General features: G+C 37.1%; 15 protein-coding genes. 10 read left to right on the top strand and 5 right to left on the bottom strand.

Annotated elements, in window-relative coordinates; translation table 11 throughout:
* Positions 1-301: 301 nt before the first annotated feature.
* From ABIB30_RS03810 to ABIB30_RS03785, 6 genes are all read left to right on the top strand, one after another.
* Positions 302-778, top strand: coding sequence for a hypothetical protein (locus ABIB30_RS03810; RefSeq protein WP_354299428.1), 477 nt, complete (start codon positions 302-304; stop codon positions 776-778).
* Positions 779-850: 72 nt separating this feature from the next.
* Entirely contained in the window at positions 851-1,447 is a 597-nt protein-coding gene (locus ABIB30_RS03805) for a TlpA family protein disulfide reductase (protein ID WP_354299427.1), read from the top strand.
* A gap of 1 nt (position 1,448) precedes the next feature.
* Positions 1,449-1,748, top strand: a complete 300-nt coding sequence (locus ABIB30_RS03800) for a hypothetical protein (protein ID WP_354299426.1) — start codon at positions 1,449-1,451, stop codon at positions 1,746-1,748.
* Between the two features lie 271 nt (positions 1,749-2,019).
* Positions 2,020-5,055 carry a SusC/RagA family TonB-linked outer membrane protein gene (locus tag ABIB30_RS03795; RefSeq protein WP_354299425.1) on the top strand — a complete coding sequence of 1,012 codons (3,036 nt, stop codon included), beginning with the start codon at positions 2,020-2,022 and terminating at the stop codon, positions 5,053-5,055.
* Between the two features lie 10 nt (positions 5,056-5,065).
* On the top strand, positions 5,066-6,430 hold the full coding sequence (locus ABIB30_RS03790; protein WP_354299424.1) for a RagB/SusD family nutrient uptake outer membrane protein: 1,365 nt from the start codon (positions 5,066-5,068) through the stop codon (positions 6,428-6,430).
* Positions 6,431-6,454: 24 nt separating this feature from the next.
* Entirely contained in the window at positions 6,455-7,792 is a 1,338-nt protein-coding gene (locus ABIB30_RS03785; RefSeq protein WP_354299423.1) for a TlpA family protein disulfide reductase, read from the top strand.
* Positions 7,793-7,861: 69 nt separating this feature from the next.
* Here the strand turns inward: ABIB30_RS03785 and ABIB30_RS03780 are convergent, their stop codons facing one another.
* The 3 genes from ABIB30_RS03780 to ABIB30_RS03770 all read right to left on the bottom strand — a co-directional run bounded on the left by ABIB30_RS03780 (position 7,862) and on the right by ABIB30_RS03770 (position 9,296).
* Entirely contained in the window at positions 7,862-8,134 is a 273-nt protein-coding gene (locus ABIB30_RS03780; RefSeq protein ID WP_354299422.1) for a hypothetical protein, read from the bottom strand.
* Between the two features lie 40 nt (positions 8,135-8,174).
* The gene (locus tag ABIB30_RS03775) at positions 8,175-8,621 is read right to left on the bottom strand and encodes a MauE/DoxX family redox-associated membrane protein (RefSeq protein ID WP_354299421.1); all 447 of its coding nucleotides are present in this window, start codon (positions 8,619-8,621) and stop codon (positions 8,175-8,177) included.
* Positions 8,622-8,744: 123 nt separating this feature from the next.
* Positions 8,745-9,296 carry a Crp/Fnr family transcriptional regulator gene (locus ABIB30_RS03770; protein WP_354299420.1) on the bottom strand — a complete coding sequence of 184 codons (552 nt, stop codon included), beginning with the start codon at positions 9,294-9,296 and terminating at the stop codon, positions 8,745-8,747.
* A gap of 296 nt (positions 9,297-9,592) precedes the next feature.
* Between ABIB30_RS03770 and ABIB30_RS03765 the strand changes: the two genes are divergently transcribed.
* The 3 genes from ABIB30_RS03765 to ABIB30_RS03755 all read left to right on the top strand — a co-directional run bounded on the left by ABIB30_RS03765 (position 9,593) and on the right by ABIB30_RS03755 (position 12,435).
* Entirely contained in the window at positions 9,593-10,048 is a 456-nt protein-coding gene (locus tag ABIB30_RS03765) for a ferritin-like domain-containing protein (protein WP_354299419.1), read from the top strand.
* A gap of 25 nt (positions 10,049-10,073) precedes the next feature.
* Positions 10,074-10,808: a DNA-formamidopyrimidine glycosylase family protein gene (locus ABIB30_RS03760; RefSeq protein WP_354299418.1), complete on the top strand. Its 735-nt coding sequence runs from the start codon at positions 10,074-10,076 to the stop codon at positions 10,806-10,808.
* Between the two features lie 139 nt (positions 10,809-10,947).
* The gene (locus ABIB30_RS03755; RefSeq protein ID WP_354299417.1) at positions 10,948-12,435 is read left to right on the top strand and encodes a L,D-transpeptidase family protein; all 1,488 of its coding nucleotides are present in this window, start codon (positions 10,948-10,950) and stop codon (positions 12,433-12,435) included.
* Positions 12,436-12,536: 101 nt separating this feature from the next.
* Here ABIB30_RS03755 and ABIB30_RS03750 read toward each other — a convergent pair whose 3' ends face one another.
* The gene (locus tag ABIB30_RS03750) at positions 12,537-13,046 is read right to left on the bottom strand and encodes a GNAT family N-acetyltransferase (RefSeq protein ID WP_354299416.1); all 510 of its coding nucleotides are present in this window, start codon (positions 13,044-13,046) and stop codon (positions 12,537-12,539) included.
* Positions 13,047-13,385: 339 nt separating this feature from the next.
* Complete coding sequence (locus ABIB30_RS03745) at positions 13,386-13,970, bottom strand: GNAT family N-acetyltransferase (protein WP_354299415.1); 585 nt, start codon at positions 13,968-13,970, stop codon at positions 13,386-13,388.
* Between the two features lie 338 nt (positions 13,971-14,308).
* Between ABIB30_RS03745 and ABIB30_RS03740 the strand changes: the two genes are divergently transcribed.
* On the top strand, positions 14,309-15,001 hold the full coding sequence (locus ABIB30_RS03740; protein WP_354299414.1) for an ATP-binding cassette domain-containing protein: 693 nt from the start codon (positions 14,309-14,311) through the stop codon (positions 14,999-15,001).
* Positions 15,002-15,032 lie beyond the last annotated feature (31 nt).

Below are 15,032 nucleotides of genomic sequence, written 5' to 3'. Positions count from 1 at the left end.
GCTTAAGTATTTAATTAATAGACAATGATATTAATGTTAAGTGCATTAATATAAATATAGTCTCTCGTAAGAAAACCGCTATTTGACCACGAGAAGGCTAGTGAAAATGCCCTTTCCCAAGGATTTTGCATATATTTGCGTATATACAAATCAGTAGGGAGGGGCTTCACTAAGTCTTTTGTGGTCAATTAGGTCTTCGGACTTAAAGGTTCTTAGCGGTACCTCTTGCAAAAGATGTGAAGTCTTTCCCTACTGATTTTTCATCTTTCTGAGACTCATTTAAATTTTTAACCAATTAAAAATGAGTATGAAAAAGCCAAATAATCCCATCCCTCCAAAAGAGCAAGAATCAATTGATTCTATCAATGCTAAACACACTTACAATCAGGTATGTGTATTTCATGAAACCATTCTGGGCATACTTGGAAACAGTGATCTTTCAGGCCTAAAAGTAACTGAACTAAGAAGCATTGAACACTTTGCTTTTACCATAGTTCGTTTGCTTGATTCGCTGAAAATGCCAGACAGTGTAAAAAAACAGTACCAGGCACAGATGACTAATAACATTGCTGAAGTACGGAAAATAACTCCAAAAAAAGTAAATGATTTTCAGACAACAAAGAGCCTTTATGCTCTGCTAAACTGGATAAACTTCACAAATTATCGAACGAGGCTGACTATTGAAATGATTCTTGATGACTACTATTATCACTTTCCAATTTCCCAGGCTAGTATAACCATGCAAGGTCATTTCATCCAGCAAACGGCATCTCAATAATTCTCTTTTTACGGATTTACCCATGATACCCGCATAAACAATTCACAGGTATCATCATTTCAACTTAACAATATGAAAAAAACGATCTCAATAATCGCCATGGCTACGCTTTGCCTATTTTTCAGCGCACCATCCCAAGCTCAGTCTGTAACCCCTGCATTTAAACCCGTCAAAATAGGAGGCAGAATTCCTGATGTAACATTAACAAATATCTACAATTATGAAACTACAAAAACCAATCTTTCTGATTTTAAAGCTAAAATGATCATTCTTGATTTCTGGGCAACCTCGTGTACGTCTTGTCTGGCTAATTTCCCAAAAACAGAAGAGCTGCAAAAACAATATGGAGGAGAGGTTCAGTTTATTAAAGTCACCCGTCAGCCAAGAACAGACGTACTGCCTTTTCTGGAAAAACTCCATAAAACAGACCCATCAGCTATTCCAGTAGTTACCGATGATTCTGCATTGCACCAATTATTCCCTCATATCAATCTTCCGCATTTTGTATGGTTGGATCAAACTGGTAAAGTCGTAGCAATAACAACCACCGAACAACTCATCGCAGAAAATATAGACCAGTTTTTAAGCAATGATAACATTGGAAATATGCACATGAAAGTGGATATGAATAATTATAAATCTTTGACCAGCTCACTAAAAAAACAATAAAATGAAGGATTATATTAGAATATTAAATTATCAGCCTCATACGGTTTCCAAGGAATTTATTGCTGACCCGAATAGAGGTCTTAATACCTTTTTCAGTTTTCATCCATTAACAGAAGTTAGACAGAAGCTTCACTTGTTACTTCGGGCATGGTTACGCCAGGTTAATGTATATGCGGAACCTTCTGATATTTCGGCCATGCTACTTTTCCAGGAGCAGCTTATTGAATTTATGGAAGTATCCTACGTAAAAGGGGTGAAGGAAGGTTATTTACCAAAACCAGTAAACCATCCAAAAAATTAATATGCATCATTACAAAGCGGGCGGCCTAATGAACGGAGGTTTTGGTAGTGCCGCCTTGCTTTGTTTTACCAGTAAAAACCATTCCCAATACCAGCCTCTGATCAGAGCTAACACCAATACCATTACCTCATCTTGATACCAAGATATCAGTACATCAATAAAGCTAACCAATAAAACCAGTATCTCAAAACCGTATGAAACACGCATAAAACTATCACTGACAACTTGATACCTGCTTAAAATCAATGCAGGATTCACAAAACCAATTGACATGAAAAAAACGATCTCAATAATCGCCATGGCCGCGCTTTGGCTAAAATTCAGGAATCCTTACCAGATCAAAACCTTTCTTTTGCTGGTAATAACCTTGCTCAGCTTATCCGAATACAACCTGTTCGCACAGACAAGCGGACAGCTCATTACTGGAACCATAACTGACAGCTACGGTAAACCATTACCGGGAGCAACTGTAAGAATACCCAATACGAATACCTCGACCTTAACAGATAAGGAAGGACATTTTACCATTAAAACTGCCACCCAATCCGGCACCTTAACCATAACTTTCATTTCCTTCAAAACCCGCGAAATCCCGTTTAATCCTGCCATAAAATACCCCTTAAAAGTCATCCTGGAAACCAATGAATCTACCTTAAACGAAGTTCAGGTAATTGGTTACGGGCAAACCACTAAAAAGCTCAATACAGGAAGCATATCTGCCATTACTGCTGTACAAATTGAAAAACAGCCAGTTGCAAATATCCTGTCTGCTTTATCTGGTAGAATGCCAGGGGTATTTGTGCAAACTACAAATGGCCTGCCGGGTGGTAATATCAATGTCCAAATTAGGGGTAAAGGATCTATTGCTGCGGGTACAAATCCATTATACATTATTGATGGTGTGCCTATGGATGCAAACGCTGCCGGATTAAGTGCTGCTATAGGTGCTTCAAATATTGCTGGTGCCACCAGTCCCTTAAACAGTTTAAACCCAGCTGATATTGAAAGTATCACGGTTTTAAAAGATGCAGATGCAACCGCAATATATGGGAGCAGGGCAACAAATGGTGTCGTTTTAATTACCACTAAAAAAGGAAAATCCGGTAAAACCCAAATTGAACTCAATGTTTCGCAGGGGATTAATCAAGTTGCCAATTATCCGCGGTTGCTTAATCTGGATCAATATTTACAAATTAGAAGAGAGGCTTTTGCTAACGATGGCAAGATTCCTTCCAGTGACCCAAATTCTGCAAACTATGCGCCCGATTTAACGGTATGGAGCCAAACGGAATCTACGGACTGGGCTAAATACTTTTTAGGAAATACGGGCCATATGAGTAATATGCAGTTAAGCATATCGGGAGGTGATGAAAGTACTAATTTCAGCTTTGGGGGTAATTATCGGAACGAGGGTACTATTTTGCCGGGGAACAGCAATTATAAACGTGGTGGTTTACGGGCAACATTCCAGCATACTTCAAAGAATAAAAAGTTCTATCTCCAGTTTGCCAATTCTTTAAATCTGGATGGTAATAGTTTGTATAACCCGAGCCTGAGTTTTTCTGCGGGTTTATTATTGCCTCCAAATTATCCTGTTTATGAGTCTCCGGGTGTATTTAACTGGTATGCGGGTACAAATCCGATCGCTGAGATTAATGCGCGTTCAAAGACAAGGACGGATAATACAATTAGCAATGTTCTGATGAGGTATACGGTTTTACCTGATTTAGCATTCAGGATAAGTGCGGGTTACAATAAGAATAACCTAAACCAGGTGCAGCTTTATCCAACGAGATCTCTTTATCCGGGAACTGATAGCTACTCGATTTTTGGGATGAATAGTAATCGTTCTGTGATTTTTGAACCTCAGGTTGATTATGTAAGGTCTTTTAAGGATAGCAAGGTTTCGCTGTTGCTTGGTGGAACGTATCAGAATAAGGTTACTGAGGGACAGCTGATTAGAGGGACTGGTTTTAGCAATGAGGGGTTGATGGAAAATATGGCTTCGGCGGGAACGATTACTGCACGAACAAATTCTTATACGCAGTACAAGTATGTTTCTGTTTTTGGCCGGATTAATTATGCGTGGAAGGACAGATATATCGTGAATGCGACGATGAGAAGGGACGGTTCATCGAGGTTTGCGGATGGAAACCAGTTTGGCAACTTCGGCTCTGTGGGTGCTGCGTGGTTATTTGCTGATGAGCCCTGGGTTAAAAACAAGCTGAGTTTTTTAAGCTACGGGAAGTTAAGGAGCAGTTATGGGTTGACGGGGAATGATCAGATTACGGATTATCAGTATTTGTCTACTTATGGGAATGGGGGAAGTCCGTATCAGGGGGTGATTGGGTTAGTGCCTTCACGGATTTCGAATGCTAATTTTCATTGGGAAACGACAAGGAAGCTGGAGTTTGCTGTTGAGCTGGGGTTCCTGAAGAACAGGATTTTGCTGAATGTGAATCATTACAGGAATAGTAGTGATGACCAGCTGGTGAATTATGCGATTCCGCGGATGACTGGTTTTGCAAGCTATCAGGCGAATTTACCTGCTGTGATTCGGAATACGGGCTGGGAGTTTGAGTTGAATACAAGGAATGTGGAGGGGAGACTTTTCAACTGGACGAGTTCTTTTAATATCACGTTGCCAAAGACGTTGTTGAAGAGTTTTGAAGGGTTTGAGACTTCAAGTTATGCGCAGACGTTGCAGTTGGGTTATGATATTTCAAGGGTTTACGGGACGCAGTTGACGGTTGATCCGGCTACGGGGAAAGCTGTATATGGTACTGCTCCGGGGTCTGCAAGTGTTTATGAGTATTTCACGATAGGGAAGCAGACGCCTGATTTTTATGGAGGGTTAGGGAATACTTTCCAGTATGGGAATTGGAGCATGGATGTTTTCTTCCAGTTTGCAAAGCAGATGGGAAGGGGAGGGTTGCGTAATTTACCAGGGAGATTGACAAATAACTATATAGCAGTTTTGGACAGGTGGCAATATTCAGGACAGGTCACCGATATTCCCAAAGCATCTACTGGCAACGATTCCAAATTCCAATATAGTCAGGGCAATTATTTCGATACTTCGTATTTGAGGCTTAAAAACGTGGAGCTTTCTTACAGCTTTCCTAAAAGGCTTCTGGAGCGTATCAATATGCAACAGTTAAGAGTATATGTTCAAGGACAAAATTTGTTGACTTATTGGGATAAGAATGCCGCTATTCTCGACCCTGAATCTGGTGCTTTTAATAATGTTCAGAATAATATTCCACCTGTAAAATCTTTTGTGATCGGTTTACAATTAACTCTTTAATCAAAGAAATATGAGAAATATAAATATGGCTATGCTGCTGTTTGTACCTGTAATGTTGATTTACGGCTGCAAGAAGATGATTATGGTCGAATCTCCAAAAAATCAACTAACTACTGATAAAGTATTTACTGATTCTACATCGGCATCGGCTGCGTTATTAGGCGTGTATGCAAATTTTGAAAGCCAGTTTGAGCCTAATTATAGTACGTATTTAAGTTTGTATACAGATGAAACTGGATACGTAGGGAATGATGTAGCAAACAATGAGTATTACAATAGCAGCCTCACTTCTGCTAATAGAATTAATCAGAATACCTGGTCGGTTTTATATGGTATAGTTTATCAGTGTAATGATATTATCGCGCAGCTAAAAAGCAATGCTATCTTATCAGGATCGCTGAATACCCAACTGACCGGGGAGGCAAAATTCTTGAGAGCATTTGCATATTTCTATCTGGTGAATTTGTATGGCGATGTACCATTGTTATTAGAAACTAATGTCTTGGTTACCAGTAAGGCTTCAAGACAAACGGAAGGCTTAATATATGATCAAATGGTCAAAGACCTGTTAGCTGCCAAAGAGGGGCTTAGATCTTCTTATACGGGGGCTGGCAAAGTGCGCGCTAACAAACTGGTAGCATCTGCATTGTTGTCCCGGGTATACCTTTATCAGAAGAGTTGGGCTTTAGCGGAAAAGGAGGCTGATGCTATTATTGAATCAAATCTTTTTACTCCGTTAGAAGTACCTGCTAATGTATTTAAAGCTAATAGTAAGGAGACTATTTTACAGTTGTGGAATCAGAATGGTTTCATGAGTAACAGTAGCAGTATTCCTTCTGCTGGAAACATACCTCAATATATAATTACTACTGATTTATATAACGCTTTTGAGGTGGGAGATCTTCGTAAAAGTAATTGGATAGGTGCTGCAAATGTGGTAACTGGTGGAATTAGCAAAAGCTACAATTACGGAACGAAGTATAAAAACAAAACTGCCAGTACAAGCAGCCCGGAATATCTGGTCGTTTTGCGTATTGCTGAACAATTTTTGATCAGGGCAGAGGCTCATGCTATGCTTGGCAATATTAAAGGTGCTGTTGATGATATTAATGTGATCAGAAAAAGAGCTGGATTAAGCCCGTTATCTGATTTTTTAAATATCCAGGAATGTTTAAGTTCGATAGCCAAAGAAAGAAGGGTAGAGCTATTTACCGAAAATGGCCACCGTTTTTTTGATCTGAAACGAAGCGGTCAACTGAATACCGTAATGGGTAATTATAAACCCGGGTGGCAAAATGGAATGAGCTCATTGTTTCCTGTCCCTCAGGACGAGATCACTTACAACCGGAATTTGCTTCAAAATCCGGGATACTAATTGTAAATTTTAAATAGAAATAAGATGAATAAGAGATTTTATAAAATAGTAATGATCAGTCTTTTTATGTTAACTGGTTTTATGGCTGAGGTTTATGGACAGGAGGTAGGTAGCAAATTGCCGGATTTAAGTATCGGCGGTGCGATGATTAATGGGAGTAAGAAGTCTACAATAAAGGAAATGTATGAGAAGGGGGGATTAATCATTAATTTTTGGGCAACGTGGTGCTCACCTTGTTTAAAAGAGCAGAAAATGCTTGATTCATTAATGCAGGTTTTTCCTGAATTGTCTGTTTTATCAACTACGTATGAGGATTCGATATTAGTCAGAAAGCATTTTGATAAAATCGGATTGCCAAAATCTAAATTGATGGTGATCACTGCGAATGATAAATTGTTTCACGATTTTTTTAAACATAGAATGATTCCTCACAATATATGGATAGACAAGCAGGGTGTAATAAGAGCAGTTACTGGCGGTGAGGAAATCAATGAGAAGAATATAAAAGAATTCTTTAATGGAAATGTAACAAATCTTTATGCGAAAGTTGATGATATGAAGTTTGAGTTTACAAAAACTTATCATGTTCCTGATAGCATGATTCTGTTTCGAAGTTATATTTCTGGTATGAATGACGCGATAACCAGCGGGTTACTATCCGGTAATGAAAAAGAGTTTAATCGGGTATTTGCCTGGAACAGGCCAATTACACAGTTTTTCTGGTTAGCCTTTACCAATCTGAAAAGTTCAAGAATGAACTGGAATTTGATAGAACTGCATTCTTCTGATTCCACAAGGTTCATTCAGCCACAGTTGGATAAACCTTTATTTGAAAGGTCCCGATATAATAATGGAGACGATCTTTTGACTAGACAGCGGAAGTGGGACAAAGACAATATTTATTGTTATGAACTGATCTTACCAAAAAATATTGATGTAAAGCTAGCTTCAGAATATATGCTCCCTGATCTTGAAAAATTCTTTAATATAAAGGCTTCAACTAAGAAGAAGAGAGTTGTTTGTAATGTAGTTTCTTTAAATCGATCAAAGTTATTAAAGCTGCCTGTGGCAAAGGGAGAAACTCCTTCTTTTCGTCAAAAATACTATACTTTAAATGTACAGAGTAAGTCAATTGATGATATACTAAGTGGCTTATCAGATGATTTTAATGACAATATTCCCTATATAAATAACACAGGTTATAATGGGTTGCTTAGTTTTGAGTTAAAGAGTGAAAAAGGAAAATTAACATTGGAAGATGTATGGTCTAAATTAAATGAGTTTGGTATTGAAAAGGTGAAAAAGAAGCGATTATATAAAGTTCTGGTGCTTAGAGATTTAAGCCACCCAGGTAAAGGATGATAATTTTATTATATCCAATGCAGCAATTGCTGCATTGGATATTTATTGACTAATAACTTTAGTGATTAGTTAGTCATTTAGAAAGATAGTTGCTTTAGGTGCTCCCACACCTGATGAAATTTCACCAGCTGCACATTGTGTAGTTCGACCTTTACAACCGAAGTAATCCTGTGCCTCCATTGCCGTTTTGTTATCCAATGTGCCTGAATGAAGAGGCCCTGAACCACTCCAATCATACCGTGGCTCGTCAACTTTTGGACTGTTTGCAACTTTTGTAGCGAATGCTCCGCTTATGCCAGCCACTAATGCAATGGCTAACATGGTGTTTTTTAATACTAACATAATTTTAAAATTTTAAGTGAGAAATTCTGTTAATTGTAATCTATTCGTGGGACCCTGAGAATATTCGAGATTTTGGTTTATAAATAGTTGGCAGTATAGAGATAATCATAAATACAGCGTTAAAAACAAGATGTGTTTTCCAGCCCATCTGTGAGATAATTCCTCCGCAGGTACAGGGAAGTTTTTCTCCGGATAAGAGCATGACCGTGATGTAGATTTCAAATACTAATAACAATAGGAATGAAGCGTATAACCCTTTAATCCTTAAGTTATCCTTGCATAGCATCCAGACGATAATCATTTCTACGGCAGGTACTAAAACACCTATTAATGGAGCTAACAGAGCAACAGCTGGCATTTGAACCAATTTTAGCTGAAATACAAATTTATCATATGCCAGAATCTTAGAAACGGCTGTGTATCCGAATAACACTATCAAGATTACAGCTGCGGTTAATTGCAGGCTATTTGCGTTAAGAGCTTTCATGTCGCTTATATTTGGTTATACCAAGTTCGGGTGATTTTTAAAAATAAAAGGGAAGAAATCTTACCATCGGAGGTAAGATTTCTTCCCTTTTTATCAAATAATTATTTGCTCTGTTTTTATAAATTAGTTCCTTTTCTTAATCTCCGAAAGATGTTTAGGATGTATATTCAAAAATGAAGCAATAATTTTATTGCTAACGCTATTTATCAAATGCTTGTGGTTTTTAAGGAAATAGATATACCTGTCATTTGCATTTTTTATTTTGGTAAGTTTTTCACGTTCATAACTGGCATTTAGGTTTTCTTCATAAATTTCAAGAAGGATTAAAGCTAAATGTGGATCATGTATAGGGGCTTGGGCTAAATTTATAGCCCAGCCCTCTGTATCAGTTAAAAACCTGATATACTCAATAGGGGACACCTTTCTGGAGAAAAGAAAGCTAGGGGTGACAAATCCATCAGTTGTAAGATAGGCTGTCATTTCTTCGAGTTCATTAATGAAGATTCCCTGAACAATTCCAGTCTCTACGTAATAGAATTTGTCATTGTGATGGGAGAATGTGTTTATGATTTCATTTTTTTTGAAGAAAAATGGATGACATAGTTCTTCAAATAACTGAATGGATATAGGCGTTGAATTTTTAAAGTCAATTAGCTTCTGGTTTAGCGTTTTCATATCAGGTTACATTAATAATAACCCAGATGCAATTGGCTTTGGTGATTAAAGAGCTTTCAGTCATAACCTTGGTTGTGATTAATCCGTAATATACTTAATTTTAATTAAAATATTTTATCTTTAAAATCATAAATTGCATGGATTTTAGTTTAAAAAAAATATGAAAGCACATAGCTATAATGAGAATATTGAATCGCTTGTTAAGCGAGCTTTCGGCCTAAAGAGTTTAATCACTTAAAAACATCCAAAACTATTTCCATTCTTCTGGGTTCTTACAGGGAAAAAATCTAGAACATATGGAAAGCAATAAAGAAATCATTAGTGACCTTAATGGGTTGGTTAACATTGTGAACGATGGAAAAGAAGGATATGAGTCTGCGAGTGAAACGACTGACAGTATTGAACTGAAAGGGTTATTCTTAAAATACGCTGCGCAGCGCGCGGGTTATGCGATGGAACTTAAAGAGCATATTGCTCAACACGGTGGAGATTCAGAAAATGAAGATGGTGGGATTTTAGGAAGTTTACACCGCACATGGATTGACATCAAGCAGGCTTTAAGCAGTAAAGAAGATGCAGCCATTCTTGGTGCAATTGAAACTGGTGAAAAGGCTGCAATAGAGAAATTTGATAAGTGTCTGGAGGATTATGCATCTCATGCTGATCATATCGGATTATTGCAAAAACAAAGAACTGGTATTCTGGAAGCACTTAGAGAAATTGAGACTTATCATCAGCGTCTGGAAAGATAAGCAAATACATCAATCAAAAAATGTTATGCCCGAAGGCCCGTCAATCGTCATATTAAGAGAACTTGTAGAAGAACTTCATTTAGAAGGTTCTTTCATTACCCATGTGGTAGGTGATACGACTATTGATAAGGCCCGGATGCTGGATCAGGAAGTTATTTCCTTTAAGAGCTGGGGCAAACATTTTTTGATTTGTTTTAAGGGTTTTAGTTTGCGTATTCATTTTCTCATGTTCGGGAGCTATATGATTAACGAGCGGAAAGACAGACCTGCCAGATTAGGTTTGATTTTTGAAAACGATGAACTCAATTTTTATACCTGCGCTTTGAAATTCATTGAAGGAGATATAAATCAGATTTATGACTGGTCTGGTGATGTCATGTCAGATCAGTGGGACCCTAAATTGGCAATAAAAAAGCTTAAAGAAAATGGGGAAAGCCTGGTTTGTGATGTACTATTAGATCAAAATATATTTTCTGGTGTTGGAAATATCATTAAAAATGAAGTGTTGTACAGAATAGGGGTACACCCTTTAAGTACAGTTGCTGGTCTGCCTCCTGGTAAACTGAAAGAATTGGTCAAAGAGGCACGTTTATATAGTTTTGATTTTTTAGAGTGGAAAAGGGCTTTTGTCCTTAAAAAGCACTGGTTAGTGTATTCACGTAAGGTTTGCCCTATGGGCCATCCTGTGGAAAAAGAATATCTTGGTAAAACCAAGAGAAGTACGTTTTTCTGTGAACACTGCCAGAAATTATTTTCTTAACACCTGTTCAAAGACTGCTCAAACAAAAATTGATATAGATTTGTTTCTTAAATGACTGATTTTCAGTGCGCATAAGATGAGGGTTTTTGAGTATGGTTTCTTAGGTAACTATCTTATCAGAATAACAGTCTGTCTGTTGTTGTTTAGTTCTTGTGGGGTTAAACGTAATACGGTTAACAGAGCGCAAGCTGGGGTAAGTACATCACAATCTGCTGCAAATTATCCTACCCAAAGTTCTATAAATGCACGGCCTGATATTAAGCAGGATCCTCCAGAAAATCTTCCTGAATTAACCAGAAAAGAGAAAGCGCTTCGTGCAGCGTTTATTGATGTTTTGGAAGCACAATCGGCCGATTTAGCTTTTCCCGATCTGATCAACAGTATTTATGAGAAAAAAGGATATCAGCCGATGTTTGTTCAAAAGTTCTTTTCCGATCAGCAATTACAAACGCTGTCTGATTATTTGGATAATTCCGTAGCGCATGGATTAAATCCTGAACAATTCTATGTTACTGCTTTGAAATATCAGCTGGATGAAGTGATTCACCAGAAATCATCTGATACTGTAAGAGTTCAGCGCGGTTTAGCCAAGCTGGAATTAGCTGTTGTTAATTCTTTATTCCGGTATAGTATGGCAATGCAGTATGGGGTGACAAATCCTGCTAAAATATACAGTCATTATGAGACTCCGACTTTAATTCCTGATAGCAATTCGGTGATCAGTATTTTTGAAATAGTAAATCTTAAAACTTATCTGGATAGTATACAGCCAAAGGAAAAAACTTACCTGGCTTTACAAAAAGTATTGAAGCGGCTGGATGCGGATACGACTGATAAAGGAACAGATAGTGTTAAGCTTATATTGCGGCAGAAAGTGGTTGTGAATATGGAGAGGCTGAGGTGGAAGAATAAACCAGCTGAACAGAAATTTGTAGCGGTAAATATTGTAGATTTTAGTTTGGATGTAATGGATAAGGACAAATCAATATTACATATGAAGGTTTGTGTGGGAGAACCTGGAGATAAGCAAACGCCTCAAATTGGTAGTATGATTCACAGTGTCCAGATCAATCCTGTCTGGAATATTCCACAGAGCATTGCGCGGAATGAGATTTCAAGGTATGCCTCAGATGATAGATACTATCTTTCTAATAATAATATCAAAGTTTTTAAAAAAGGTAAACTGATCAGAGATCCGGAAGCCATTGACTGGTCGGCTATTGATGTTCGGGATTACTCTTTTCAACAACAACCGGGAGCGAAAAATTCGTTAGGTAAAATCAAGTTTCTTTTTAAAAATGGAAGTAGTATTTATCTGCATGATACTCCGGTAAGAAGTGTTTTTAAGCAGGGGATGCGGGCAATCAGCCATGGCTGTGTGCGGGTAGAGAAACCGCTTGATCTGGCTTTCGCCTTATTTGGGAAAGGTGAAAAGTATGATCAGCTTAAAAGAGGGATGGAGAGTGGCTATCCACGTGCAAAGTTTATGGGTTTACCTCAGCCGGTTCCAGTCCGGTTATTTTATTATACAGCCTGGCTCAATGATAAAGGGGGAGTCCGGTTTGGTAAGGATATTTATGATCTTGACAGGTTGGTTTACGAAGAAATGCAGCAAAAACAATTTTGAAAGGGATGAAGAATTATACCGTACAGTGTGGTCATAATTTTGATCCTGAAATAATTGGCCATCCTTTTATTTCTTAGCAGGATGACCAATTTATTTTATGCTTATTTATCCAGAATAAATTGCCATTTGTATAGAAATTCTAATTCGTCTATTTTGACGAAATTATTTTTTTGCAGCAGTATAAAGGATGCCTGGTTAATTTTCGTGGTATGTGCAACTATTGATTTTACCTGGTGCTGTTCAGATGCCCACTGGATCATCCCATTTATTGCTTCTTTCATGTAGCCTTTTTTTCGGAAGGATTCATAGATTCCATAGCCGATTTCAATTTCTCCTTCTTCGTTCGGTTCTCCGATAAAACAAAGATCACCGATCAGATAGTTTGAGTCTGCTGCTATAATTACCCATAAGGTGGAGTAGAGGTATTCGCTTTTACTCTCATCTATTTTAGGAATGATAGTTTGTTCTACTGCTTCCTGAAGTTCAAATGTGATTGTTCTTGTCGTATAATTCATTTGAAGCTCTTCTTCTAAAGATCCGTCAGTTAAGATGTATTTCTGAAGTTGTTGAAGGTTTAGGGGCTTAATAATTAATCTTTCTGTGGTTACCATTTTCTGGTTTGGCTAATTTCGGCAGAGAATCGTTATCAGGATATCTGCCGAACTTGTGATGTTTTGTTTCTTGTCTGTTTTGATTAAATAATGTTGCCTCATTATTGTAAACATATCGTTTAGCTATGCTGCGGGCATGGTTTAATGAATTCAGGAAAGCTTAAGTGACTTTTTTGGCTATGATCTCGCTATTGTATTTCAACAGTAGATAAATTCATTTTTTAAGCTATACAGGAAATCATCTCCCTCTGAATTCAGGGATAGATATATTTGCCGTCGGATAGAGGCTAAGCGATGTACTTGTTACAAAATCATAATTTCAAATATATAAAAACAAAATTAACTTTCTAATTTTTTGAAAGATTTCATCATATATAAGCTGTAACCTAAATTAATTTCATGATAGACTTTGAAGTTGAATTTTTCGTACCAGGGAAGGTTTTTCAGGGTAGAGGTTTCGAGATATATCTGCCTGTTTTGCTGTTGGCTGGCTTGAATAATTTCCGCTAATAACTTACTTCCAATCCCTCTTTGCTGCGCTGAGGGTAATACGCCTAAAAACCATAAGTAATAAAAGGGCTTGTTTGGGTAATGACTTTTAATCTGGCTTTCGCGGCTCATAGCTTTGCCTGCTCTATTGATTCCTATTGCTTTAAAAACTAATGTCAGATCGGCCCAAATAGCTTTTATGCTGAATTTTTTACGGTCAGGATAAAGAATCAACGCGCAGGCAGTTTTATCATTTGATAAATAGACTTCACCAAACATAAAACAAGTATCAAATGAATATTCCATCAAGGCTTTAATTCTTCTTTCGCGCTTGTTATCTTGTTTGATAATGTAATTCACACTTTTATTGTCATCAAAAGAATCCGAAAGAATTTTTATCACTAATGGTTTGTCTTTGATGGTTGCTTTAATCATGGTGTAAATATGTTGTAAATTCTTATTATTGTTAAACTAAAAGTAGAAATATAATATATGCGCATCATAAAAGGTTTATGGATTTTTTATAAAAAGCTTGTTATCCCCTCATTGGCATTATCAGTTCTGCTTGGTTTTTTTGGAACATCTCTGGTCAGGATTACTACCGGAATAGGAATTTCATACATTATTCTTACCCCTATCGTTCACTATTTCATTTATGAGATAAACAATGCCAATGAATATTATTTCTACCATAACCTTGGTTTTAGTAAAGTGTCTTTGTGGATTAACACTATGGTTACGAGTCTGATGGTGGGTTTAGCATTTTTATGTTTATGAGTGGTTTGCATGTTGATAGTGTAAGAAAGCATTTTAGATTCAGACAAGTGCTGAGTGATGTTTTTATTTCTTGTAAGAAAGGGGAGGTTATCGGACTATTAGGAAGAAATGGATCTGGTAAATCAACTTTGTTAAAGATTATTTTTGGGTCATTAAGTGCGGAGAACAGATTTGTAGCTATTGATGATATCCGGACAAATAGTTTGTTCCAAAATAAAGGTTTAATAGGGTATTTGCCCCAGGAGAGTTTCTTGCCAGGACATATTAAGATAAAAAGTATAGTTGCATTATATTGTAACCAGCACCAGGCAGCTACATTGTTTGAACATGATCTGGTTAAGCCATTTCTTGGGAAAAAGAGCCGTGATTTGTCTGGCGGGGAGAGAAGAATGATAGAAGTCTTAATCATGATTCATTCAACAGCCAGTTATTTATTATTTGATGAACCTTTTAATGGAATTGCACCAATTTATATAGAGAAAATTAAGGTTTTGATTCAGGACCATACTGCAAAGAAGGGTTTTATCATTACTGACCATGATTATGTTAATATTCTGTCCATTTCATCCCGCGTTATACTTTTAAATGATGGTGTAGTGAAAAAGATCAAATCCTTAAATGATTTAGTCGATTTAGGTTATTTGCCTGAGAAGTACGATATTGAACTCGAAAAAATTACATTTACATAAGCTATATCATTAACCTTATTTATTGTCAATC

Origin of the sequence: Pedobacter sp. UYP1 (assembly GCF_040547305.1) — a bacterium.
Lineage (GTDB): Bacteria > Bacteroidota > Bacteroidia > Sphingobacteriales > Sphingobacteriaceae > Pedobacter.
Note: the sequence above shows the minus strand (reverse complement) of the source record. Positions and strands in the feature narration are given on the sequence as shown.

What these genes read in the sequence shown, in the direction of transcription:
- ABIB30_RS03780 (WP_354299422.1), bottom strand. Translation starts at nt 8,134, where the DNA reads ATGTTAGTATTAAAAAACACCATGTTAGCCATTGCATTAGTGGCTGGC.
- ABIB30_RS03750 (WP_354299416.1), bottom strand. Translation starts at nt 13,046, where the DNA reads ATGGTAACCACAGAAAGATTAATTATTAAGCCCCTAAACCTTCAACAA.
- ABIB30_RS03740 (WP_354299414.1), top strand. Translation starts at nt 14,309, where the DNA reads ATGAGTGGTTTGCATGTTGATAGTGTAAGAAAGCATTTTAGATTCAGA.
- ABIB30_RS03810 (WP_354299428.1), top strand. Translation starts at nt 302, where the DNA reads ATGAGTATGAAAAAGCCAAATAATCCCATCCCTCCAAAAGAGCAAGAA.
- ABIB30_RS03745 (WP_354299415.1), bottom strand. Translation starts at nt 13,970, where the DNA reads ATGATTAAAGCAACCATCAAAGACAAACCATTAGTGATAAAAATTCTT.
- ABIB30_RS03765 (WP_354299419.1), top strand. Translation starts at nt 9,593, where the DNA reads ATGGAAAGCAATAAAGAAATCATTAGTGACCTTAATGGGTTGGTTAAC.
- ABIB30_RS03805 (WP_354299427.1), top strand. Translation starts at nt 851, where the DNA reads ATGAAAAAAACGATCTCAATAATCGCCATGGCTACGCTTTGCCTATTT.
- ABIB30_RS03785 (WP_354299423.1), top strand. Translation starts at nt 6,455, where the DNA reads ATGAATAAGAGATTTTATAAAATAGTAATGATCAGTCTTTTTATGTTA.
- ABIB30_RS03770 (WP_354299420.1), bottom strand. Translation starts at nt 9,296, where the DNA reads ATGAAAACGCTAAACCAGAAGCTAATTGACTTTAAAAATTCAACGCCT.
- ABIB30_RS03760 (WP_354299418.1), top strand. Translation starts at nt 10,074, where the DNA reads ATGCCCGAAGGCCCGTCAATCGTCATATTAAGAGAACTTGTAGAAGAA.
- ABIB30_RS03775 (WP_354299421.1), bottom strand. Translation starts at nt 8,621, where the DNA reads ATGAAAGCTCTTAACGCAAATAGCCTGCAATTAACCGCAGCTGTAATC.
- ABIB30_RS03800 (WP_354299426.1), top strand. Translation starts at nt 1,449, where the DNA reads ATGAAGGATTATATTAGAATATTAAATTATCAGCCTCATACGGTTTCC.
- ABIB30_RS03790 (WP_354299424.1), top strand. Translation starts at nt 5,066, where the DNA reads ATGAGAAATATAAATATGGCTATGCTGCTGTTTGTACCTGTAATGTTG.
- ABIB30_RS03795 (WP_354299425.1), top strand. Translation starts at nt 2,020, where the DNA reads ATGAAAAAAACGATCTCAATAATCGCCATGGCCGCGCTTTGGCTAAAA.